This is a genomic window from Devosia sp. A449, assembly GCF_054489375.1.
In genome coordinates this window covers 975,462-998,945 of the sequence record NZ_JBTMWU010000001.1, presented here as the reverse complement: position 1 = coordinate 998,945, position 23,484 = coordinate 975,462, and the positions used below count along the sequence as shown (strand labels likewise).

13 protein-coding genes are annotated in these 23,484 nt (G+C 63.2%); 5 read left to right on the top strand and 8 right to left on the bottom strand.

The window, feature by feature from the left end; translation table 11 throughout:
• Positions 1-49 precede the first annotated feature (49 nt).
• From ACX3OW_RS04810 to ACX3OW_RS04795, 4 genes are all read left to right on the top strand, one after another.
• The gene (locus ACX3OW_RS04810; protein ID WP_459094587.1) at positions 50-7,351 is read left to right on the top strand and encodes a peroxidase family protein; all 7,302 of its coding nucleotides are present in this window, start codon (positions 50-52) and stop codon (positions 7,349-7,351) included.
• Positions 7,352-7,421: 70 nt separating this feature from the next.
• The gene (locus ACX3OW_RS04805; RefSeq protein ID WP_459094586.1) at positions 7,422-9,197 is read left to right on the top strand and encodes a type I secretion system permease/ATPase; all 1,776 of its coding nucleotides are present in this window, start codon (positions 7,422-7,424) and stop codon (positions 9,195-9,197) included.
• On the top strand, positions 9,194-11,092 hold the full coding sequence (locus tag ACX3OW_RS04800) for a calcium-binding protein (protein WP_459094585.1): 1,899 nt from the start codon (positions 9,194-9,196) through the stop codon (positions 11,090-11,092). The genes ACX3OW_RS04805 and ACX3OW_RS04800 overlap by 4 nt, the downstream gene beginning before the upstream one ends.
• A 38-nt stretch (positions 11,093-11,130) precedes the next feature.
• The gene (locus tag ACX3OW_RS04795; protein ID WP_459094584.1) at positions 11,131-12,444 is read left to right on the top strand and encodes an HlyD family type I secretion periplasmic adaptor subunit; all 1,314 of its coding nucleotides are present in this window, start codon (positions 11,131-11,133) and stop codon (positions 12,442-12,444) included.
• Between the two features lie 25 nt (positions 12,445-12,469).
• Here the strand turns inward: ACX3OW_RS04795 and ACX3OW_RS04790 are convergent, their stop codons facing one another.
• Together ACX3OW_RS04790 and ACX3OW_RS04785 are read right to left on the bottom strand one after the other, a co-directional pair.
• Positions 12,470-13,141 (bottom strand): LuxR C-terminal-related transcriptional regulator, encoded by a 672-nt coding sequence (locus tag ACX3OW_RS04790; RefSeq protein WP_459094583.1) that lies wholly within the window; start codon positions 13,139-13,141, stop codon positions 12,470-12,472.
• A gap of 108 nt (positions 13,142-13,249) precedes the next feature.
• Positions 13,250-14,101 (bottom strand): helix-turn-helix domain-containing protein, encoded by an 852-nt coding sequence (locus ACX3OW_RS04785; RefSeq protein WP_459094582.1) that lies wholly within the window; start codon positions 14,099-14,101, stop codon positions 13,250-13,252.
• 86 nt (positions 14,102-14,187) lie between these two features.
• Here ACX3OW_RS04785 and pobA point away from each other — a divergent pair, with 86 nt between their 5' ends.
• Positions 14,188-15,342: a 4-hydroxybenzoate 3-monooxygenase gene (gene pobA, locus ACX3OW_RS04780; RefSeq protein ID WP_459094804.1), complete on the top strand. Its 1,155-nt coding sequence runs from the start codon at positions 14,188-14,190 to the stop codon at positions 15,340-15,342.
• Here the strand turns inward: pobA and ACX3OW_RS04775 are convergent.
• From ACX3OW_RS04775 to ACX3OW_RS04750, 6 genes are all read right to left on the bottom strand, one after another.
• Entirely contained in the window at positions 15,339-16,049 is a 711-nt protein-coding gene (locus ACX3OW_RS04775; protein ID WP_459094581.1) for an ABC transporter ATP-binding protein, read from the bottom strand. The two genes, pobA and ACX3OW_RS04775, sit on opposite strands and share 4 nt — an antisense overlap.
• The gene (locus ACX3OW_RS04770) at positions 16,030-16,791 is read right to left on the bottom strand and encodes an ABC transporter ATP-binding protein (protein ID WP_459094580.1); all 762 of its coding nucleotides are present in this window, start codon (positions 16,789-16,791) and stop codon (positions 16,030-16,032) included. The genes ACX3OW_RS04775 and ACX3OW_RS04770 overlap by 20 nt, the downstream gene beginning before the upstream one ends.
• Positions 16,788-17,735: a branched-chain amino acid ABC transporter permease gene (locus ACX3OW_RS04765; RefSeq protein WP_459094803.1), complete on the bottom strand. Its 948-nt coding sequence runs from the start codon at positions 17,733-17,735 to the stop codon at positions 16,788-16,790. The genes ACX3OW_RS04770 and ACX3OW_RS04765 overlap by 4 nt, the downstream gene beginning before the upstream one ends.
• Before the next feature lie 59 nt (positions 17,736-17,794).
• Complete coding sequence (locus tag ACX3OW_RS04760) at positions 17,795-18,658, bottom strand: branched-chain amino acid ABC transporter permease (RefSeq protein WP_459094579.1); 864 nt, start codon at positions 18,656-18,658, stop codon at positions 17,795-17,797.
• Between the two features lie 204 nt (positions 18,659-18,862).
• Positions 18,863-20,029: an ABC transporter substrate-binding protein gene (locus ACX3OW_RS04755; RefSeq protein WP_459094578.1), complete on the bottom strand. Its 1,167-nt coding sequence runs from the start codon at positions 20,027-20,029 to the stop codon at positions 18,863-18,865.
• Between the two features lie 330 nt (positions 20,030-20,359).
• Positions 20,360-23,479 carry an efflux RND transporter permease subunit gene (locus tag ACX3OW_RS04750; protein WP_459094577.1) on the bottom strand — a complete coding sequence of 1,040 codons (3,120 nt, stop codon included), beginning with the start codon at positions 23,477-23,479 and terminating at the stop codon, positions 20,360-20,362.
• Positions 23,480-23,484 lie beyond the last annotated feature (5 nt).

Here is a 23,484-nt window from a genome sequence, read left to right as displayed (position 1 = left end):
ATTCGACTGTTGATCGCAAGACGAGCGGGGGCACGAAAAGGGGAATGTCATGGTAAGTCTGGTCAAACACGATCTCGAATTCATCCTCAAGCAGATCAAGATTGCCGAAGCGCATGCCGCGGGGGGCGATCTAGCGTCGCTGGTGGGCAATCCGCTGGCGCCTTACGGTCTGCGCACCGTCGATGGCAGCTACAACAATCTGGTCCCCGGCCGTACCGAATGGGGCGCCGCCGACAATCCATTCAGCCCGATTACCAGCAGTGGCACGCCGAGAAACGATCTTGATGGCGACAGCCTGAGCTTTGGGCCGGGCATGACGCTAACCAATACTGATTACGGCGCGTCGGGCGATGTGGTGGATGCCGATCCGCGGCTGATTTCGAACCTGATCGTCGACCAGACCCTCGACAATCCCGCGGCCATCATCGCGGCGCTGGAACATGCCGGTTATGCGGGCGACGTCAACGCCGCCATCACTGCGCTACAGACCGGCTATGCGCAGTTCAAACTGATTGCCGAAGCCCTCGAGGGCAACGAGGCTGCCTTGGCGCCGATCCGCGCCGCCTGGCAAACCACGGTCGCCGGCTATGGCATCGAGATGGATGGGCCGACCATTATCCTGCCCAATGTGTCGCCCGATATCGGGGATTCGGCGCCCTATAGTTCGGTGTTCACGCTGTTCGGGCAGTTCTTCGACCACGGTCTCGACCATGTCGCCAAAGGCAATAATGGCACGGTCTATATGCCGCTCTCGCCGGATGACCCGCTCTATGTGCCTGGAGCGCATACCAATTTCATGGCGATGTCGCGGGCCAGTACCGGCGACAATGCGATGAACACCACCACGCCCTGGATCGACCAGAACCAGACCTATGGCTCGCATGCCTCGGTGCAGGTGTTCCTGCGGGAGTATATCCTGGTTGAGGGCAAGCCGGTGGCGACCGGGCATTTGCTGGAAGGCGCGCAGGGCGGCATGTCGACCTGGGGCGATATCAAGCAACAGGCCGCCGATATTCTGGGGATCAAACTGACCGATCTGGATGTCGGCAGCGTGCCGCTGCTGGCGACCGACGAATATGGCAATTTCATTCCCGGCGCGAATGGCTTCCCGCAGCTGGTCGTCGGCCTGGGGGCCGGTGATCTCGTTGAAGGCGTGCCCGGCGCCGGGGCCATTGATCCAACCGAGGCCGGCGCGTTCCGTACGCCGCAGGCCTTCCTGCTCGATATCGCGCATCATGCCGCGCCCGGCTTCTATGATCACGATCACAATCCTGCCACCGCGCCGATAGCGCTGGTGGCCGATGCCGATGGGGTCACCGGCGATGACGGCGACCCGCTGACCTATGACAATGAAATGCTCGATGCGCATTTCATCGCCGGTGACGGGCGCGCCAATGAAAATATCGGCCTCACCACGATCCACCATGTGTTCCATGCCGAGCACAATCGGGTGGTCGAGCAGGTCAAGGACGTGCTCATCGGCTCGGGCGATGTGGCGTTCCTCAATGAGTGGCTGCTGAACGACGTCACCGCCATTCCGGCCGCCAGCGATGCCGGCTATGCGGCGTGGGCCGAGGGCTTGCTGTGGGATGGCGAGCGGCTGTTCCAGGCCGGCCGTTTCACCACGGAAATGGAATATCAGCATCTGGTGTTCGAAGAATTCGCGCGCAAGATGCAGCCCGATGTCGATGCGTTCCTGTTCGAACCCGACCCGGATATCAATCCGGCAATCTTCGCCGAGTTTGCCAATGTGGTGTATCGCTTCGGCCATTCGATGCTGCGCGAGACCATTGATCGCGTGCACACCGACGGGACGACCGACAACCTCGATCTGTTCGACGCCTTCCTCAATCCGCTGGCCTATGACAATTCGGGGACGCTGACGCATGACATGGCGGCCGGCGCCATCATGCGCGGCCTTAGCGGGCAGGTCGGCAATGAGATTGACGAGTTCGTCACCAATGTGCTGCGCAACCAGCTGGTCGGCATTCCGCTGGATCTGACAGCGATCAACATCGCCCGGGGTCGCGACACCAATATGCCCTCGCTGAACGAGGCGCGCGCCCAGTTCCAGGCGGCGGCCGGCGGCGACAGCCAGCTTGATCCCTATACCAGCTGGGTCGACTTCGCGCTGAACCTGAAAAACCCCGCCTCTATCGTCAATTTCATCGCCGCCTATGGCACCCATGCGGCGATTGCCGCCGAGGACAGCGTGGCCGGCAAACGCGCCGCCGCCATGGCCATCGTCTTTGGCACCAACCAGACCTTCCATGACGGAATCACCAACACCAACAAGGTTATCCTGGCCTCCAGCATTACCGACCGGCTCGCCTTCCTCAACAGCACCGACACCTGGACCGCCGCCAATAGCGGGCTCAACAGCGTCGATTTGTGGATGGGCGGGCTGGCCGAGAAGAAAATGGACTTTGGCGGCATGCTGGGGTCGACCTTTGCCGCCGTGTTCGAACTGCAGATGGAAAATCTGCAGGACGGTGATCGCTTCTACTATCTGTCGCGCGTCCAGGGCCTCAATCTGCTGTCCGAGCTCGAAGGCAATTCGCTGGCCAAGATGGTGTTGCGCAACACCGATCTCGGCGCAGACGGCACGGCGATCCCCGGCGACATCTTCTCGCGGCCCGATCTCGTGCTCTATATCGACGCGGCGCGGCAGGCGGCGATGACCGGCCTGGCCGACCCGGTGCATGACAATCCCACGCTGCAGGCGATCTCCAATCTGGTCGACCGGCGGGATACCGATGGCGACGGCATTGTCGATTACCTGCGCTATAATGGCGGCGATCACACCGTCCTCCAGGGCAGTGCCGGCAATGACACGCTGATTGGCGGCGAAGGCGATGACAGCCTGTGGGGCGGCGATGGCGATGACCGGCTGGAAGGCGGTTATGGCGTCGACCATGTCCATGGCGGGGCCGGCGACGACATTATCACCAATTCGGGCACCGATATCGGCGCCGCCGATTTCCTGCATGGCGAGGAGGGCAATGACGTCATCCATGGCGGCTCGGGCCTCTCGCTGATGTTCGGCAATCAGGGACAGGACTTCCTGGTCGCCGGCCCGGACGGCAAGACCGTCATGGGCGGCACGGATAATGATTTCCTGCTGGGCGGCGACGGCATGGACTTCCTGCTCGGCGAGGCCGGCGATGACTGGCTGGAAGGCGGCGGGCGTTTCGACACGCTGGCCGGCGAGAATTCCGAGTTGTTCTTCAATTCGTCGATCATCGGCCACGACGTGCTGAACGGCCAGAAGGGCGATGTCGACTACGACGCGGAATCCGGCGACGATATCATGCTGCAGGGTGTCGGCATCCAGCGCAGCAACGGCATGTCCGGCTTTGACTGGGCGATCCACAAGGGCGACCAGCAGGCGGCCAATTCCGACCTGGGCATCCCCATTTTCACCACGCAGGAAGATTTCATCCTGCGCGATCGTTTCGATCTGGTGGAAGGCCTTTCCGGCTGGAAATTTGATGACGTGCTGACCGGCCGCATCGAGAATGTGAACACGCGTGCCGAACTGACCGGCACCGCCGCTATCCCGGGCCCGGATTCGATCCTCGAGTCCTATTCCAATGCGCTGCTGGAAAAGAACGTCGCGCTGATTGCCGGCCTCGACCAGATCGTGGCGCATAGTGCTCGCACCGTTCAGATCGGCAATGACGGCACCGCCGAAGTCGTCGCGCTGGAGACTTCTGACGCCACCGACATTCTGCTCGGCGGTGGCGGCAGCGACCGGATCAAGGGCCTTGCCGGCAATGACGTCATCGACGGCGACAAATGGCTGAATGTGCGCATCGCGGTCTATGCCCGCGACGCCAATGGCAACCGGACCACGACCCTGATCGCCACCGCCGACAATATGACCGGCAAGCTCTACAACACGGCCGCGGGCCTCGCGGCCCAGGACGCGGCGGATCTCTATAATCCGGCAGGCATCGCCAATTATGCCGGCATGACGCTCGACCAGGCGATGTTCAGCCGGGCGCTCAATCCAGGGCAGCTGGGCATCGTCCGCGAGATCATCGACGGCAACCAGGTCGGCGACATCGACACTGCCGTCTTTACCGGCGTGCGAGAACATTACGGCTTTGGCGTCAATATTGATGGCAGCCTGTATGTCGACCACGCCCCGCCGGCCGCCGATGACACCGCCACGCTCGGCGACAATATTGAGGGCGTGACCAAAAAGCCGGTGCTGGATGGTCGCGATACGGTCCGCAATATCGAACGTCTCGACTTCACCGATCTCGACATGAATGTCGTCAACGGCACGGCTTCGGGCGAGACTCTCAATGGCAATGTCGCCGGGAGCGGGCTGATCCATGACGTGATCATGGGCTTTGGCGGCAACGACACGCTGAATGGCCTGACCGGCGATGACGTGCTGATCGGTGGCAGCGGCAATGACCGGCTGAATGGCGGCGTGGGCGACGACAACTACATCTTTGGCCTCACCGATGGCCAGGACGTGATTGACGACATCGAGGGCAATGACAGGATCAGCATCGCTGCTGCCGGGGTGGCGCTGAGCGCCCTGAATTTCCTGCGCGAAGCCGATGGCGATCTGCGCATCGACATCAATGACCAGCGCATCACCGTCACCGACCATTTCGACAATAATGGCAAGGTGGTCGAGACGGTCAGCTTCGATAGCGGCAGCTATGGCGGCTATGACTTCTATCTGGCCGATGACGAAGGCGACGAGGTGTTCCGCGGCACCTATGTGCTGAGCACGGACGCAACCGGCGAACTCACGGCGGAGGCTGACGTCGACACCATCCTCGTCGATGCCACCGGCAGCGTCGCCTCGACCCTGTTGGGGAACAGCGGGGACGACATGCTGTTCGGCAATGGCGGGGCCGACATTCTCAATGGCGGGGCCGGCGTGGACCTGCTGGTCGGCGGCAGCGGCAGCGACACCTATATTGTCGATGACGTCGGCGACACGGTGGTCGAGCTGGCTAATGGCGGCACCGATACCGTCCAGACCTCGCTCTCAACCTATGCCCTGGAAGCCAATGTCGAACGGCTGACCTATACCGGCGCGGGCGACTTCACCGGGGCCGGCAATGAGCTGGACAACATCATCACCGGCAGCGCGGGCTCAGACAGCCTTTATGGCGGTCTCGGAGCTGATCGGCTCGTCGGCAATGCTGGCGACGATGCGCTCTATGGCGGCGATGGCGACGACACGCTGACCGGTGGCGACGGCGATGATGCGCTGCATGGCGGCGCCGGCAATGACGCCATCAATGTGGGCGGCGGGTTCAACACCATCGTTTACGACGAGGCCAATTTCGGCACCGACACCGTGGCCAGCTTCGACGCCAACCCAACCGGCGGCGGACAGGACAAGATCGACCTGAGTGGCCTGGGCATTACCGACGCCAATTTCGATGCTGAGGTCAGCATCACCATCGTTGGCGGCAGCACCCATATCGACGTAGCCGGCGGCACCATCATCCTGACTGGGGTCAACGGCACCGGAACGAATGTGGTCAATCGGGCCGACTTCATCCTGGTCGGCGACACCACCGTGACCGGCGATGCCGGTGACAACATCATCGACGGCACGGCCGGCAGCGACGATATTAGCGGCCTTGGCGGCAACGACATCATCAACGGCCTGGCCGGCGATGACAGTCTTGATGGCGGCACTGGCGACGATATCGTCAATGGCGGCACCGGCGATGACACGATTTACTGGACTGCCCCGGAAGGCGGCTCCGGTGGGTGGGATGTTATCGATGGCGGCTCGGAAGGCATTGCTGGCGACACCTTCGTCATCACCGGCAGCTCCGCCTATGAAATCTTCCGCTTCTACCCGGCGGAAGATGCCGAGGCGGTCATTCCGGGTCTGGTGCTGAAGGGCAGCGCCACGGAAATCGTAGTGACCCGGACCCTGGTGGTGGATGGCGTCGAAACTACCACCGAAGTCATCGCCGAACTGTCCGAGATCGAGGAAATCGTCATCAATGGCGCCCCGGCGAGTGGAGTGGGCAATGCGGGCGGCGACCGGTTCGAGCTGATCGGCAATTTCGCCGAGCAGGGCGAAGAAACCAGCCTGCGCACCAGCACCATCACCATTATCGGCTCGGACGGCAACGACACGGTCGATATCTCGGCGCTCGCCTCGGCCCATCGCATCGTCTTCAAGACCAAGGGCGGCCACGACATCATCATTGGCACGCTGCGCCCGCAGGATGTGGTCGAACTCGAAAACGGCATGACGCTGGCCGACTATACCCGCACCGCCAATGCCGATGGCTCGACCACCCTGTCCAGCGCCACCCATAGCGTGAGCTTCTTCAGCGCCGGCAATGGCCCCCAGTTCATCCAGGGCAATGATGAGGACGACGACAGCCCGTCTGGCGGCGACACCTCCACCCCGACCGACCCCGTCGATGACGAGGATGATGGGGATGAGGATGACGACGACGCGGATGATGATGAAGACGATGAGGATGACGACAGCGATGAGGACGACGATGACGCTCTCGGCTCGCATTCGGCGACGGCCTTCATGGGCACATCCGGTGCGGACGCGCTGATCGGCACCGCCAACGGCGACACCATCATGGGGCTCGGCGGCAATGACGTGATCTTTGGTCACGACGGCGACGACGACATTTTCGGCGGTGGCGGTCGCGACATGCTCTATGGCGATGGCGGGGCTGACCGCATCCTGGCCGGCGATGGCGACGATTTCATCAATGGCGGCGCCGGCAGTGATACCGTGTTCGGCGGCAATGGCGACGACTGGATCGTGGCCGAACAGGGTGACGGCGACGACAATTATTTCGGCGACGACATGGTCGGCGGCAGCGGCAATGACACGCTCGATATGTCGGCGATTACCGCCAATATCACCATCGATCTGGGCAACGGCATCATGAACCGCGGCAGCGTGTCCAGCGCCCAGACCGGGCTCGACACCATCTGGGGCATCGAGAATGTCGTGGGTGGTTCGGGCAACGACGTCATCATCGCCAGCAATGCGGTGAATGTTCTCGACGGCGGTGGCGGCAATGATGTGTTCCGCTTCCTCTCTGCCGACCATGCCGACGGCGATACCATTGTCGACTACCGCCCCGGCGACAAGATCGACCTGAGCTTCATGGATGCCAATGGCTGCGCCGCGGGCAATCAGAGCTTTGCCATCGTCTCCGAGGGTTTCTCGGATCGGGGGCAACTCATGATCACCCATGAGGTGCGCGACGGTGAGGATTTCACCATCGTCGAGGGCAATATCACCGGCGGCACCGATGCCGATTTCCGGTTGAGCATCAAGGGCTCGCATGAGCTGACGGCCAGCGACTTCAATCTCTGACCTACTCGCCTGAGGGCCGGACTGGTTCCGCGCCCTCAGGTCTTTTCACCGGTCATTCGTGGGGCTCATCATGCGATCCAAAGACAGCATAACGGCAACCAAGCGCAAAAGCGTCGAGCGGCTCACCAAGGGGTTTCGCCGCGTCTTCGTCTTCCTCTTCGCCATGTCGGGGATCATCAACCTGCTGGCTTTGACCGGCGCCTTCTACATGCTGCAAATCTATGACCGCGCCCTGACCAGCGGCAGTGTGCCGACCCTGCTCGCCATTTCGGCGCTCGCCATCGGCCTCTATGTGTTCCAGGGCTTGTTCGACGTCATTCGCTCGCAGATCCTGGTCCGCATGGGCTCGCGGCTGGATCGGCGGATTGCGCCGATGGCGCATCAGGTTGCCATCGACATGCCACGCTTCGGCTTTTCGACGGCGGAAGCGCTGGAGCGGGGGCGCGACGTGGATACCGTACGCGGATTTCTTGGCAGCCAGGGCCCGATGGCGCTGTTCGACCTGCCGTGGATGCCGCTGTTTCTGGTGTTCGTCTATATCCTGCATCCCTGGCTGGGCTCCCTGACCTTTGGCGGCGCCTTCGTGCTCGCCGTGCTCGCCATCGTCACCGAATTGCTGACCAGGCGGCTGAGCAGCGCCACCCATCAGGCCGGGGTCACCCGCAACAGCATCGCCGATTCCAACGCCCGCAATGCCGATATCCTCAAGGCGATGGGCTTTGCCGGACGGGCGGTGGCCCGCTTTGGCCGCGCCAATGACGATCACCTGACGCTGCAGACCCGCACCAACGATATCAGCGGCACCCTGGGCGCCATTTCGCGCGTGTTGCGCATGATCCTGCAATCCGCCGTGCTCGGCATGGGCGCCTATCTGACGATCCAGGGCGACCTCACCGCCGGCGCGATCATCGCCGCCTCGGTGGCTTCGGCCCGCGCTTTGGCCCCCATCGATCTGGCCATCGGCAACTGGAAAAACGTGGTGCAGGCGCGCACTGCCTTTTCGCGGCTCAAGGAAACCGCCATGGCGCTGGCCAAGGACGGCGAACCGATGACGCTACCGGCGCCGAAAAAATCGCTGAAGGTGGAGAACATCACCGTGGCGGCACCGGGCTCGGGGCGGATCCTGCTGAGCGATGTCAGTTTCGAGCTGAAGGCCGGGCAGGCGCTGGGCATTATCGGCCCGAGCGGTGGCGGCAAGACCACGCTGGTGCGCGCCTTGACCGGCGTCTGGCCGGTGCTGCGCGGCAGCGTCCGGCTCGATGATGCCGAGCTGTCGCAATGGGATGACGCGACCCTGGGGCAGTTTCTCGGCTATCTGCCGCAGGAGGTTGCCCTGCTCGACGCGACGATCGAGGAAAACATCGCGCGTCTGCACGATACGCCCGACGCCAGGACCATTGTTGAAGCCTCGCAGGCGGCGGGCGTGCATGAAATGATCGTCCGCATGCCCGATGGCTATCGCACCGAACTCGGCTCGCTTGGCGTGTCGTTGTCCGGTGGCCAGCGCCAGCGTATCGGGCTGGCGCGCGCCCTGTTCGGCAATCCGTTTGCGGTGTTGCTGGACGAGCCCAATTCCAATCTCGATGGCGACGGCGAGGCGGCGCTGACGGCCGCCATTGTCGGGGTGAAGCAACGCGGCGGCATCGTCGTGGTCATCGCCCACCGGCCCAGCGCGTTGGCGGCGGTCGATGTCGTGGCGGTTATCCAGAACGGCCGGATGACCGCATTCGGCCCCAAGGACGAGATCATCGGCGAGAGCGGTCGGCGCGACGTGGCGGCTGCGAAAGCACCCGCCAAGGTGAAGCAGGAGGCACGGGGCCAGGTGGCCGCGTGGGGCCCGGCATGATCGAGGTCACTGGCAGTAAGACGCAACCGAAGGACCCCGATGCGGCCCAGCGTTACGTCCTCAAAAATGCCGAGAAAAAATCGGCGACACCGGCCGTGCTGCTGATGCTGCTGATGGGCGTGGCGGTCTATCTCAAATCGATCTTTCCGGGTCAGGCGGCGGCGGAAGAAGATCCCGCCAATTCCATCGGCTCGGGCCAGGCCGGGCCTGATCAGACTGAGCTGGGCGCGATGGCCCCTGATACGCCAGCCCGCCCGACCAGCGAGCCGGACAGCGCCGATGCATCGGCAAGCGCTCTCGTGGACCTGCCCCGCTCCGCAAAATTCATCCTGGCGGAGGCAGAACCGGCCTTTGTCTATCCCGCCCCCGATGTTCCGCGACTGCCACTGCCGATCCTGCCGCGCGTGGCGGCTGCCAACGACAATGCCAATGGCAACCCCATCATCCCCACCGCGCCGCCTTATGTCGCCCCGCCCGCTATGCGGGAGCCGCTCCCGCCTGCGGACAGCGAAGCGCCGACAGCCGACGACGATAGCGATCTGCAGGACGATGAGGATGGCGACGATGACGACGACACCGGATCGAAAAACCGTTCGCCGCTGACCAGTGGCCCGGTCTATTTGCTGGACCTGACCAGCTGCGCCATATTGGCGATTAGCCTGGCCGATCTGCTGCAAAACACCGTCGATCCAGATGGCGACGTGCTGACGGTGAGAAACCTGACGGTATCGTCGGGCGTGCTGATGCCATCGGCCGATGGCTGGGTGTTCCATAGCGATAGCCAAATGCCCGGTCCGGTGACCATCGACTATCAGATCAGCGATGGCGATTTCGTGGTGAGCCAGAGCGCGCATTTCTCGGTCGTGCGCTCCGTCATCGACGGAACCGATGGCGATGATTTGCTGGTCGGCACCATGTGCGCCGACGACATTGTGGGCGGCAATGGCGACGACCTTATCGACGGACGCGCCGGCCATGACGTGATCGCCGGCGGTAGCGGCAATGACCATATCGTCGCCGGGGCCGGCAATGACATCGTGTTCGGCGGCGACGGTCAGGACATCATTTTTGGCGGCAGCGGCAATGACACGCTTTCAGGCGGCGCCGGGGATGACCGCCTCTATGGCGAGAGCGGCGACGACATCCTCTTCGGCGACGCCGGCAATGATCAGCTGAGTGGCGGCAGCGGCGATGATCTGCTGTCCGGCGGGGACGGCGATGACACCCTTGCTGGGGGCGAGGGCGACGATGTGCTCGATGGCGGCGCTGGTGACGACATTCTCAGCGACGGCGAGGGTCGTGACGTGGTCTTAGGTGGCGACGGCGATGACCATGTCATTGCCACCGCCGACGGCAGCGACGACAGTTTTGACGGCGGCAGTGGCTGCGACACGCTCGACTATTCGGCCACTACGCAGGGCGTGGCGATTGACCTGGCCACGGGCACGGCCTGCGGCGTGGAAATCGGTTTGGATACGATATCGGGCTTTGAAGCCGCCATTGGCGGCAGTGGCGACGATCATTTCATCGTGGGCGATACGGGCCTGACCCTGACTGGCGGCGCCGGCGCCGACATCTTCGAATTCACGCCCGCGCCCAGCCTGCCCCAAGCCAGTCCGACCATTCATGAAATCCTTGATTTCACCGTCGGGGACCGGGTTCGCATGTCCAAATACGATATTTTCGAGGAGGTCCTCGATGAGCTGGATGACCGCTTCGAAGATATCTATGGCGCGGACATCGACGATGACGACATCGCCATCCGCTACCGTCAGGACCGCACCGACGAAATCGACCGCACCATCATCGAGGTCGATATCGACCGCGATGATTTCTACGAAACCACCATCAATATCCAGGGCCGTCACGTCCTGGTCTTTATCGAGCAGGCCTGAGCGGGAGCAACGCTCGCCAACCATCTAGGAGTACCGTCATGAGCGCCAGAAAATCGGGCCGCGAACCGGATTTGAGTTTCAGGATCGGTTCGCGCGTGGTCATCGGCACCGCGCTGGCCTTCCTGCTGCTGGGGGGCGTCGGGGGCTGGGCCGCCACCGCCCAACTGACGGGCGCGGTGATCGCGCAAGGCTCGGTGACCGTCGATCAAAACCTGAAATCGCTGCAACATCGTGATGGCGGGATTATTTCCGACATCGCCGTGCGGGAAGGCGATCGGGTGGCGGCCGGCCAGATCCTGATCCGGCTGGAGGATGCGCAAACCAAAGCCGAGCTGTCGATCGTGCATTCCCAACTGGTCGAGCTGTCGGCCAGGAAGGCGCGGCTGTTGTCGGAACGCGACGGTCTGGAGGCCATCGCGTTTCCTGCCGATCTGGACCTCGGCCATGTCGAGGCGTCCTTCATCGTCAATGGCGAGACCCGGCTGTTCAACGGCAATCTGGCCAATCGCGAAAGCCAGAAAAAACAATTGGAGCTGGGCATCGAGCAGATCGGCGAGGAGATCAAGGGGCTGGAGGCGCAACGCCTTTCCAAGGACGAGGAAGTCACCCTGCTGGGGATCGAGCACACCAAGCTCGCGACCCTGGCCGACGCCGGGCTGGTGCAGGGCACGCGGATTTATACCTCGGACCGCGACAAGGCGCAGCTGATGGGCGAGCGCGGCGAAATCGATGCTGCCATTGCCCGCGCCAAAACCCGCATGAGCGAAATCCGGCTGCAGATCATTTCAATCGACGAAAACAGCCGCACCGAGGCGCAGCGCGAATTGAGCCTAGTCGACACCCGTCTATCGGAACTGCAGGACCGCCGCACCGCCATCGAGGACCGCCTGGCGCGCACCGATATTCGGGCGCCGATTTCGGGGACAGTCAACGAGCTGAATATTCATACCATTGGCGGGGTGATCAGCCCGGCCGAAATCCTCGTCACCATCGTGCCGGAGCATGCCCGGCTCAAGGTGGAGGTCAGGCTGGCCCCGGCCAGCATCGACCAGGTTGCCATCGGCCAGCCGGCCCGGCTGCGGTTCTCGGCGTTCAACCAGCGGACCACGCCCGAACTCAAGGGCGAAGTCGTGCATGTCTCGCCCGCCACCTCCCGCGATCCGGCGACCGGGGAAACCTATTATCTCGGCGACATCAGCATACCGGCGGCGGAAATGGCCAAGCTGGGCGATGACGTGCTGCTGCCGGGCATGCCGGTTGAGGTCTATCTATCCACCGAGCAGCGCACCGCCATGTCCTATCTCACCAAGCCGCTCACCGATCAATTCAACCGGGCGCTGCTGGAGCGATAGCGGATGGCGTCGTCCGGGCTTCAGATCAATGGAACAAATGGGTGATCGGCATGGCGCTTGAGGGATCAAAATCCTTGAGCGCCAACACCACCTCGAGCCGGCTTCGCGCCTCGAGCTTCTGCATCAGGATCGTCATGTAATGCTTGACGGTCTTCTCGCTCAGATCGAGTTCACCGGCCATTTCCCGGTTGGTCTTGCCTTGGCGCAAGAGCGCCACGATCTGCTCTTCGCGCAGGGTGAGCCGGAGCTTCTTGGTGGTCACCTTGGTCAGGGCCGCGCTGCGCAGCGAAGCAATCAGCTTGGTGGCGATCAATGGGGTGATGAAGGTTTCGCCGCCAAGCACCGCCCGGACGCAGTCCAGCAACTCACCGGCGGCGCAGCCATAGGTCAAATAGCCGGTCGCGCCGGCATCAAGCACGCGCATGACATATTCAACATTCGAGTGATGCGAAAAAACGATGACTTTCGGCTGTCCGATGAGACGGGCAAGCTCGGCAATCGTATCAAAGACATATTCGGCACCGCCCAGATCCAACACCCAAACATCGGGTTGATCGACAGAGGTTAAATTGACGAGGCCCGGCGGCAGTTCCGACCGCGACATAACCGAAAAGTCCTGATGCGAGTCAATCGCGTGCGCCATGCCGTCTAATAAAAGAGGATTCTTGCAGACTAAAGAAACGCGCGCCGCTTGCATGTCATGACTACCCCAACAGACAAGTCACAAAGGATAGCGTTTCTTCGTAGGGGCACAACACAATTATTAATGAATAGTAAACGCCAACTGGCATCCGCCCCAGGCAACCTAGGCATTTCGACCGGTTGGCGACCGCAACTGTCTGGCCTGGATCTGCTCGCGGTATTGGCTGGGCGCCAGCCCCAGCACCCGGGTCAGCACGCGGGAAAAATAGGCCGGGTCGGTATAGCCCAGCTCGGCCCCGATCTGCTTGACCGAGAGAGTCGAGAACAGTAATTGCCGCCGCGCCTCCAGCGCCACCCGCCGCTCGACCACCGCCAGCGCCGAACAGCCCAGCGCCTCGCGGCAGATCCGGTTGAGATGGGTCTGGCTCAGGCCCAGCGCCGCGGCATAATCGGCGATGCGGCGCGTCTCGCGAAAGCGCTGGTCAACCATACGGCGGAACGCCTGCGCATGCTGCAGGCTACGGCTGCTGGTCTGTTGCTCGACAGTGTCGGAGGCCCGCTGGATCGCCACCACCAATAGCGCAATCAGCGCGCGCATGGCGCTGACGTGGCCCGGTAACGGGCGATCGGCCTCGGCAATCAAACGCGCCAGCGCTTCCCCCACCGCGCCGTCACCGGCGATCACCCCGGCCGCCAACTCACCGGCTTCACGCATGTCGCGGTCCATCAGCGTCACCACCACGCCGTCGACATCGGCGCTGAACTCATAGGCATGCACGCTCAGCGCCGGCACCACCACCACCGCAGGCGCGGGGACAAGTTGCTGCTGCGCGTCGATGCTGACCTTGGCCCGGCCGCCGGTCAGATGCAGCAGCTGAAAGAACTGCTCATGGCGGTGCGGGGCGATCCGATAATCATGCGGCCGGCTGCGCGACTGGATGGTTTCCCAATGCAGCCAATCCTGATTGGCGGATTCGATTTCGCCATAAAGGGCGTAGCTGGGAATGGCTTTCATGGTCGGATAGTCCAATAGAAAGCGCGCTCTGTCCATTCACCAAAGGCGCGCAAATGGCCATGCTGTGGGCAAAAGAGGGAAATGCTTTGCGCACTCAGGTGGTCATTATTGGGGCGGGTCCGGCCGGGCTGATGCTCGGGCGCTTGCTGGAGCTGGCGGGCGTCGATGCGGTTATCCTGGAGCGCAAGAGCCCGGATTATGTGCTCGGCCGCATCCGTGCCGGGGTGCTCGAACAGGGTACCATCGAGCTCATGGAACGCGCGCAGGCGGGGAGCCGGATGCAGGCGGAGGGCCATGTGCATCATGGCGTCGAACTCAGTTTTGACGGCGACCGCCAGCGCATCGATTTCACCGATCTGGTGGGTCGTCACGTCATGGTCTATGGCCAGACGGAGGTGACGCGCGACCTGATGGCGGCGCGAAAAGCCACCAGCATCTATGAGGCCGAAGACGTCCAACTGCATGATTTTGCTGGCAGTCCCTGGGTCACCTATCGCAAGGATGGCATCACCCACCGCATTGATTGCGACATGATCGCCGGTTGCGATGGCTATCACGGGGTCTCCCGCCGCAGTGTGCCAGAGGCGGCCATCAGCAGTTTCGAGCGGGTCTATCCCTTTGGTTGGCTGGGGGTGCTGGTGGACCAGCCGCCGGTGGCCGAGGAGTTGATCTATGCCCATCACGAACGCGGTTTTGCGCTGTGTTCGCAGCGCTCGCTGACCCGCAGCCGCTATTATGTGCAGGTGCCGACCGATACCGATCTGGCGGCCTGGTCGGATGACCGGTTCTGGGACGAATTGCGGGCGCGGCTCAACCCGGCGACCGCCGAGGCGTTGCAAACCGGGCCGTCGATCGAAAAGTCCATCGCGCCGCTGCGCAGTTTCGTGGCCGAGCCGCTGCGCTTTGGCCGGCTGTTTCTGGCCGGCGACGCCGCCCATATCGTGCCGCCGACCGGGGCCAAGGGGCTCAATCTGGCGATGAGCGACGTGGCGAGTTTGGCCGATGCGCTGATCGAATTTTTTGTCGAGCGCTCCGCCGCGGGGATCGACGCCTATTCGGCCAAGGTGTTGCAGCGCATCTGGAAAGCCGAGCGGTTCAGCTGGTGGATGACCAGCCTGCTGCATACTTTCCCCGAAACCGGCGGCTTTGGCCGGCGCATCCAGCGGGCGGAATTTGACTATCTGGTGGGGTCGCGCGCGGCGCAACAGAGCCTCGCGGAGAACTATGTCGGCCTGCCCTAATGCCCGACGCCGAGCAGGCGATCCACGGTTTCGGGTTCAGCATTCAGCTGGTCCGGAGTGCCTGACCAGGCGACACGGCCCCGCTCGAGAATTAGCACAGCATCGGCAAAGGCTAAGGCCGGTTTGATGCGCTGTTCGACCAGCAAAATTGTCATGACTTGGCTTGCAGCAAGCTGACTGAATGCTGCCATCAGTTCTTCGCAAATCACCGGCGCCAGACCTTCGAGCGGCTCATCGAGCAGCAACAGGGTCGGCTGACCCAAAATGGTCCGCGCCGTGCTCAGCATCTGCTGCTCACCGCCCGATAATTGCGAGCCGAGATTGCGCCGCCGCTCCTTGAGGCGCGGGAACATAATGTAGGCTTCTTCGATCGCCGATTTGGGGCGATCCTTGAGGCCAACGAAGAGGTTTTCCTCGACGGTCAGCGATTTGAATATGGCGCGGCTTTGCGGCACATAGCCCAGCCCGCCCAGCGCCCGGTCCGAACCGTCAAGCCCGCTGATGTCGACGCCACCCAATTGCACGCTGCCGCCATAGCGGCGGGTCTGGCCGGCGATGGTGGCAAAGAGCGTGGTCTTGCCCATGCCGTTGCGGCCGAGCACGGCGAGACGGCCGCCGGCGGGGACGGCAAAGCTGATATCCTCCAAAATCCGGGTCGGGCCGTAGCCGGCGCTCAGGCCGGCAATTTCAAGCGACGCCGCGCTCATCGGCATAACTCCCCAGATAGGCTTCGCGGACGCGCGGATCGTTGGACACTTCGGTTGGCGTGCCATCGAAAATGATCGCCCCCGCCGCCAGCACCACGACGCGCTGGGCGAAGCGGAAGACGAAATCAATATCATGCTCGATCATCAGCACCGCCAGATCGGCCGGCAATTGTGCCAGCGCGCGCTCGATCAGCACGGTATCCGAGCTGGGCACGCCGGCGGCGGGCTCGTCGAGCAGCAGCACTTTGGGCCGCAGCGCCATGGCCAGGGCGATTTCGAGCAGGCGCTGCTGGCCATAGGCGATGGAGCTGACCGGCTGCTGGGCGATATCGCGCAGATTGAGCAGGCCCAGAATATCGGCGGCTTCGCTCACCACATCGGGCATGCCGCGATAGTCGGCAAACAGGCTCCCCGAGCGGCCCATGCGTTGCAGCAGCGCCAGCGCCACATGCTCTTCCGGGGTCATCTCGGAAAACAGCCGCGTCACCTGAAAGCTGCGCACCAGCCCGGCTTTGACCCGTTGGGTCGGCGAGCGGCGGGTGATGTCCTCGCCATTGAGGTGGACCGAGCCGGAGAGCGGCTTGAGCTGGCCGGTGACCAGATTGACGAAGGTGGTCTTGCCGGCGCCATTGGGGCCGATCAGGGCGATGCGGTCGCCCTTGTCCAGACTGAGCGACACATCATCGGTGACGGCGAGGCCGCCGAAATTCTTGCGCAAATTGCGAACTTCAAACAGGGTCATGACCGTGTCCTCCGCAGCCGCGCCCACAGCGTTTCGGCAGCACCGGTCAGACCCTTGGGCGCGAACAGCACCACAGCGATCAGCAACACGCCGACAATGGTGAGCCAGTGGAATGGATTGATCGCCGAGACGCGATCCTCGAACCACACAAAAGCTAGCGTGCCGACCATGGCGCCGAACAGCTTGCCGGTGCCACCCAGGACCAGCATGACCATTGCCTCGGCCGACATGGTGAAGGACAGGCTATCGAGCCCGACCACCTTGGTGGCGATGGCCGAGAGCGCCCCACCCAAACCAGCGACAGCGCCGGCGATGGCATACATCTTGACCAGGGTGAAATAGACCGGCGCCCCCATAGCCCGCACGCGGATCGGGTCCTGCTTGATGCCGCGGCACAGCATGCCGAAGGGCGAACGGACGATGATGCGGAGAACCAGGAACACGACCAGCAGCAGCACAACTGCCATGATGAAGGCCGTGCGCCCGAACAGATCGAAGCGGAACATGCCGAACAGGGGCGATGGCGAGATCCCGGACAGCCCGTCGCTTCCGCCGGTCCATGCCGAGAGCTTGTTGGCCGCCTCATGGGCCAGCGACACTACCGCGATCGAGAGCACCAATTGGCTGAGGCCATGCCCACGCAGGATAACAAGACTGGAGATAGCCCCGGCGAATGCCCCGGCCACAGCGCCAATGGCCAGCATCAGCAGCGGATCGGTGACGCCGAACTTGGCGGCAAAGATGCCGGCGGCATAGGCCCCTGCACCAAACAGCGTGGCATGGCCCAGCGTCGCAACACCGGAATAGCCAGTCACCAGATCGAGCGACAGCACCAGCAGCATCACGCCCACAACCCGCGTCAACAGCGCCAGATTGGTCGGAAACAGGAAGAACAAGACCACCGCAACGGCGGCAACGATCAGGACTGCGATCATGTCCTGCATGGCGGTCCGGCGCCAGCTGCGCACGGAAACGACGTGCGGTGTATTCAATGCAGACTCGCTCATTTGGACCGCCCCATCAAACCGTTGGGGAAGACGCAGACGATCGCGATCACCGCCAGGTAGAAAAAGAATTCGCCATATTCGGGCACCAGGTAGCGCGCCGTGGTCTGCACAGCGCCCAGCAGGAGCGCCGCGACCAGTGCGCCGGCAATGGACCCTGCCCCGCCGACCGAGACGACAACGAGGAAGGTCACCATGTAGTGCAGCGCGTAATAGGGCTCGATGGGCAGCAATTGCGCGCCGACCACGCCGCCCAGAGCGGCAAGGCCAATCGCCAGCGCGAAGCTGACGGCATAGACGATTTTGGTTTTCACCCCAAGGGCCCCAGCCATGGCTGCATCATCCACCGAGGCCCGCAACCGGACGCCGAAGGGGGTGCGCTCGACGAGAAACCACAGCCCGCCGGCGACGACAATGCCTACGGCCACGGCGAACAACTTGTGCGCCGCAATGGAGCGAAAGCCCAGGTCGACCGGCCCCTGCAACGCCGCAGGCAGCGCGACGGTCTTGAGGGTGGGCCCCATGGCGAAATTGGCGATGCCGATGATGGCAAAGGTGATGCCGATGGTCATCAGCACCTGCGTCAGTTCGGGCGCACCATAAATGCGGCGATAGAGCAGCCGCTCCAGCGGAATTGCCACCAATACCGTGCCGACCACCGCGGCCATCACCGCAATACCGAAGGGCAGGCCCATCTGCTGGGTGGCGTAGGAGGCGATATAGCCGCCGATCATGGCGAAGGCGCCATGGGCGAGGTTGACAACCTTCATCAGCCCCATGGTGACGCTGAGGCCGATGGAAATGACGAACAGCACCATGCCGTAAGCCAGGGAGTCCGCAGCGATGGAGAAAATGGTTTGCACCAGCAGGAACCTCTCAGCTTGAGCACCAAAATCCGCGAAGCAGCGGCGTGGCTATCGAGCTTGTCTCAATGGGGCGTAATTGTCGCCCCGCGTCATCACCGGGCTTGTCCCGGTGATCTATGCGAGAATGAATTGCCCGGACCAGCCGGGCAATGACGATGGTGGTATGGCCAGCGGCTAGGAACCGCTGACCGCAGGGGTGGCTTACGGAGCCTTCCAGCCCGGATCGCCCTGGTTCTCAAACGTCTGGATTTCCTTGTTGATGTACTGGCCATCTTCCAGCGCCACTTCGCGCAGGTAGATGTTCTGCGTGATGTGGCGATTTTCCGGGTTGATGCTAACCGGACCGCGCGGGCTGATCCAGCTGAGGCCCTTGACGGCTTCCACGGCCGCCGCAGCGTCCTGGTTACCGCCAGTGGCTTCGATCATCTTGGAAATCACATACATGCCGTCATAGGCGCCGACTGCCGGGAAGGTCAGCTCGGAGGCGCTGCCGATGGCCTTGGTGGCCGCTTCGACAAAGGCGGCGTTTTCGGGCGAGTCGTGGCTCACCGCATAGTGGAACGTGGTCAGCATGCCGAGCGCATTGTCGCCCAGCGCTGTGAGATCGGGTTCCTGGGTCAGGTCACCCGGCGCGAGCAGCGTGACCCCGGCAGCCTTGAGGCCGTTTTCGACATAGGCCTTGGTGAAGCCCAGCGCGGCCGGACCGGCAGGCACGAAGGCGAAGACGGCTTCGGCGCCCGAATCCTTGATGCGCTGCATCATCGGGCTGAAATCATTGGTGTTCATCGGCATGCGCACCGATTCAACGATCTCGCCGCCCGCTGCGGTGAAGGCGGTCACAAAAGCGGTCTCTGAATCGACGCCGGGACCATAGTCGGACACGACGGTAATGATCTTGTTGATGCCGCGCTCGCGCGCCACGGCCGCCATTGGCGTGGAAGTCTGCCAGGTGGTGAAGGAGGTGCGCACCACATAGGGGCTGGCATTGACGATGGCCGACGTGGCGGCGTTGAACACCACCATCGGCACATTGCCCTCCTCAAGGATCGGCGCAGCGGCCATGGCATCGGGGGTGTAATAATAGCCCGCCAGATACTGCACGCCTTCGCTGACGATCAGCTCCTGGGTCAGCGCGGCGGACTGCGCCGGGTCGGCGGCCGGCAGGTCGCGATAGACGATCTCGATGGTGTCATCGCCGACCGTGTTGCCGTTCAGCGCCAGCCAGGCATCGATGCCCGCCTGAAAATTCTTGCCCTGCAATGCGGCGGGGCCGGAAAACGGCCCGACGACGCCGATCTTGATGGTATCGGCGAAGGCGACGCTGCTGCTCAGGGCCAGCGCCATGGTCGTAAGAACCAGCTTCTTCATGATCTATCTCCTCCCTCGGCGGACATAGCACCGCCCGTTATCGGGCTTCCACCCGACTTGCCGACATAATGCGGGTTCGCGCGCCGTTATTGAAATGAAATCATTTGGCCCACTCATAACCCCAGGGGAATGAATGGATTTGAGGCGCAACGGCCAACAGAGCCGTAAACGCGCGCAAAAGCGTCACCTGACGGCGTTCAACAAACGGCCATCATATGGTCTGCCATGCATATGCGAGGGCGACACGGCCCAGCGACATTCCACATTACGCTCGCGGCTGGAGCGAGCAGAGACCTGGTTTAACCTGCTGGCACAAATGGAAAATCAGACCTACTCGGCCGGCTCCACCGTTTCATCCATGGCGTTGAGCTCGCGTTCCAGCCGTGCCTCTTCCACGGCCTTGGGCTGGCTGAACGAGGCGAGCAGCAGATAGGCCACGGGGGTCAGATACAGCGTCGCCACCGCAGCGATGCCCAGCCCGCCGACGATAACCCAGCCCAGAGCGCCGCGCGCTTCGGCGCCGGCGCCGGAGGCCAGCACCAGCGGCACGCCGCCCAGGATGGTGGCCAGAATGGTCATCATCACCGGGCGCAGGCGGATATTGGACGCCTCTTCGACGGCCTCGCGCACCGACAGGCCGCGATCGCGCAGCTGATTGGCAAACTCCACGATGAGAATGCCATTCTTGGCCATGATGCCCAGCACCAGCACCAGACCGATCTGGGTGAAGATATTGAGACTGCCCCCGCTGAACAGGATGGCATAGAGCCCGGCGGCGATGGCGAAGGGCACCGTCGCCATGACGATGATGGCGCTCCAGAAACTCTCGAACTGCGCCGCCAGCACCAGCAGAATGATGACCAGGGCAAAGCCGAAAGTGATCAGCATGGCGTTATTGGCTTCACCAATGGTCTTGGCTTCGGCCAGCGGCAGGATGGTGGTGCCTTCGGGCAAAACCGGCGCGGCTATCTGCAGCAAAGCGGCATAGGCATCGCCCAACGCCATGCCGCCTTCGAGATCGGCGGTCACCGGCACGGAACGGCGTTGCTGCTCGCGGCGCAGCGAGGGCGGCACCGGCGCCTCGGCCAAGGTGGCGATGGTGGAGAGCGGCACATAGCGCCCGTCGCCGGTCCGCACGAACAAGGTTTCGAGGTCGCGCGGATCGTTGATCGGGTTGCTGGTCGACAGCATGCGCACGCTGTAGCTGGTGTCGTTGATAAACACGCTGCCAATGTCGCTGCCATCGATCATGGCCTGCATGGTGGGCGCCAGACCATTGATATTGATGCCCATGGCATCGGCCCGCGAGCGGTCGACGGTCAGGGTCAGCTGCGGCTGGGTGGTGTCGAAATTGACACTGACGCGACCGAAGCGGCCATCCTCTTCCAGCAGGTCAGAAATGGTATTGGCGGTCTCGGCCAGGTCGGCATAGTTGGAACCGGCAACGGCGAATTGCAGGCCGGAGCCGCCGCCGCGAATGCCCAGGCTATTGCCCTGCCCCACCGAGGCCCGCACACCGGGAACCTGCGCCATCAAGCCGGAAATCTCGCTGGCGATCACCTGCTGGCTGCGCTCGCGCTCGCCCCAGGGGGCCAGCGTCAGCGTCATCGAGCCGCCACTGCCCCAGCCGGACAGCACGAAGATCGAGCGGATTTCGCCGCTGTCGACATAGGGCTGCAGCATGGATTCGACCTGGGTGAGGCGCGTGCGGACGAAGTCGAGGCTCACAGTGTTGGGGGCGCTGATGCGCAGGGAAATCTGCGAGCGGTCTTCTGGCGGGGTGATCTCCTGACGCAGGCTGGTAAAGGCATAATAGGACGAGGCGGCAAACAGCAGCGCCACCAGCACCACCACCAGCGGATTGCGCAAAGCCAGCGACAGCGTCAGCCGGTAAAACCCGGCCAGCGCCCGCCCGATACTGCCGAAGGGACCACCGCGATGGGCATGGGCCGCGCTGTCTTCCTTGAGCAGGCGCGAGGCGATCATCGGCCCCAGGGTCAGGGCCACCACCGCCGAAATCAGCACGGCAATGGCCAGGGTAAAGCCGAATTCGCGGAACAGACGCCCGGTCTGCCCTTCAAGGAAGGACAGCGGCACGAACACCGCCACCAGCGTCAGCGTCGTCGCCACAACGGCGAAAAACACTTCCTGCGTGCCCAGCACGGCGGCGGCGCGCGGTCCGGCCCCCATGGCCTTGCGGCGCATGATGTTCTCGAGCACGACGATGGCGTCATCGACCACCAGACCCGTCGCCAGCACCAGTGCCAGCAGCGTCAGGATATTGAGCGAGAAGCCCGCCAGATACATGCCCGCCACGGCGCCCAGCAAGGCAATCGGCATCGACACGGCGGGCACGATGATGGCGCGCCAATCGAGCAGGAACAGATAGATAATGCCGATCACCACCAGCAGCGCCACGATCAGGGCAATCTGGACCTCGTGCAGCGCGCCTTCGATGAACACGGCCTCGTCGCTGGAAATGGCGAGGGTCACGCCCGGCGGCAGGGTCTGGTTGAGGCTGGCGACGGCGGCGTGGACGGCGGTGGAAATGGCGACCGTATTGGATTGCGCCTGGCGCACCAGACCGAGCCCGATCCCCGGCTTGCCATTGGCCCGAATCGACGAGGTGCCGGCCGCCGCGTCAAACACCACCGTCGCCACATCGCTGAGCCGAATGCGGCCATTGATGATGATGGCCTCGAAATCCTCGGGGCGGGTGACTTCGGAAATGGCGCGGACTGAAATATTCTGGTTGGGGCCATTGATCGAGCCGGCCGGCGTATCGAGGGCGAGGGTCGATAGCGCGGTGCGGATATCGGCGACGGTCAGGCCGTGGCTGGCCAGCTTGATCGGATCGACATCGATCTCGAAGGCGGTTTCGCGCGTGCCATAAACCTGCACTTCGGCGACGCCGGGGACGGCGCTGAGCCGCTCGGCGACCACATCATCCACCAGGGCACTGAGATCGGCGATGCTCATGCTGTCGGAGGTGACGGCCAGCTGCATCACCGCCTGGGCGTCGCTGTCGGCCTTGAAAATGGTTGGGGTTTCCGCCCCTTCGGGCAGCGAGCGGTCGACCCGGCTCAGGGCGTCGCGCACGTCTGAGGTGGCGATATCGAGATTGGTGCTTTCGGTGAATTCGAGGGTGACCCGGCTGCTGCCAACCGACGAACTCGAGGAAATCGCCGTCACGCCCTGAACGCGGGCCACGGCGCCCTCGACGGACGCGGTCACTTCGCGGTCCACCGTCTCGGCGGCGGCGCCGGGAAAGCTGGTGAAAATGGAGAGGACCGGGCTTTCGACGCGCGGCAATTCTCGCACCTCGATGCCCAGCAGCGCCGCCAGCCCCGCCACCATGATCATCGCATTGATCACCACCGCCATGACCGGACGGCGGACAAACAGTCGGGCGAGGGAGCCGCCGCGTTCGTTCTTGCTTTCTATCGACATGGCGG

Excerpts from the sequence above, each read along its gene's own strand:
- ACX3OW_RS04805 (WP_459094586.1), top strand. The coding sequence starts at position 7,422 with ATGCGATCCAAAGACAGCATAACGGCAACCAAGCGCAAAAGCGTCGAG.
- ACX3OW_RS04765 (WP_459094803.1), bottom strand. The coding sequence starts at position 17,735 with ATGCAGGACATGATCGCAGTCCTGATCGTTGCCGCCGTTGCGGTGGTC.
- ACX3OW_RS04790 (WP_459094583.1), bottom strand. The coding sequence starts at position 13,141 with ATGCAAGCGGCGCGCGTTTCTTTAGTCTGCAAGAATCCTCTTTTATTA.
- ACX3OW_RS04755 (WP_459094578.1), bottom strand. The coding sequence starts at position 20,029 with ATGAAGAAGCTGGTTCTTACGACCATGGCGCTGGCCCTGAGCAGCAGC.
- ACX3OW_RS04775 (WP_459094581.1), bottom strand. The coding sequence starts at position 16,049 with ATGAGCGCGGCGTCGCTTGAAATTGCCGGCCTGAGCGCCGGCTACGGC.
- ACX3OW_RS04770 (WP_459094580.1), bottom strand. The coding sequence starts at position 16,791 with ATGACCCTGTTTGAAGTTCGCAATTTGCGCAAGAATTTCGGCGGCCTC.
- ACX3OW_RS04800 (WP_459094585.1), top strand. The coding sequence starts at position 9,194 with ATGATCGAGGTCACTGGCAGTAAGACGCAACCGAAGGACCCCGATGCG.
- ACX3OW_RS04795 (WP_459094584.1), top strand. The coding sequence starts at position 11,131 with ATGAGCGCCAGAAAATCGGGCCGCGAACCGGATTTGAGTTTCAGGATC.
- ACX3OW_RS04750 (WP_459094577.1), bottom strand. The coding sequence starts at position 23,479 with ATGTCGATAGAAAGCAAGAACGAACGCGGCGGCTCCCTCGCCCGACTG.
- ACX3OW_RS04810 (WP_459094587.1), top strand. The coding sequence starts at position 50 with ATGGTAAGTCTGGTCAAACACGATCTCGAATTCATCCTCAAGCAGATC.
- ACX3OW_RS04785 (WP_459094582.1), bottom strand. The coding sequence starts at position 14,101 with ATGAAAGCCATTCCCAGCTACGCCCTTTATGGCGAAATCGAATCCGCC.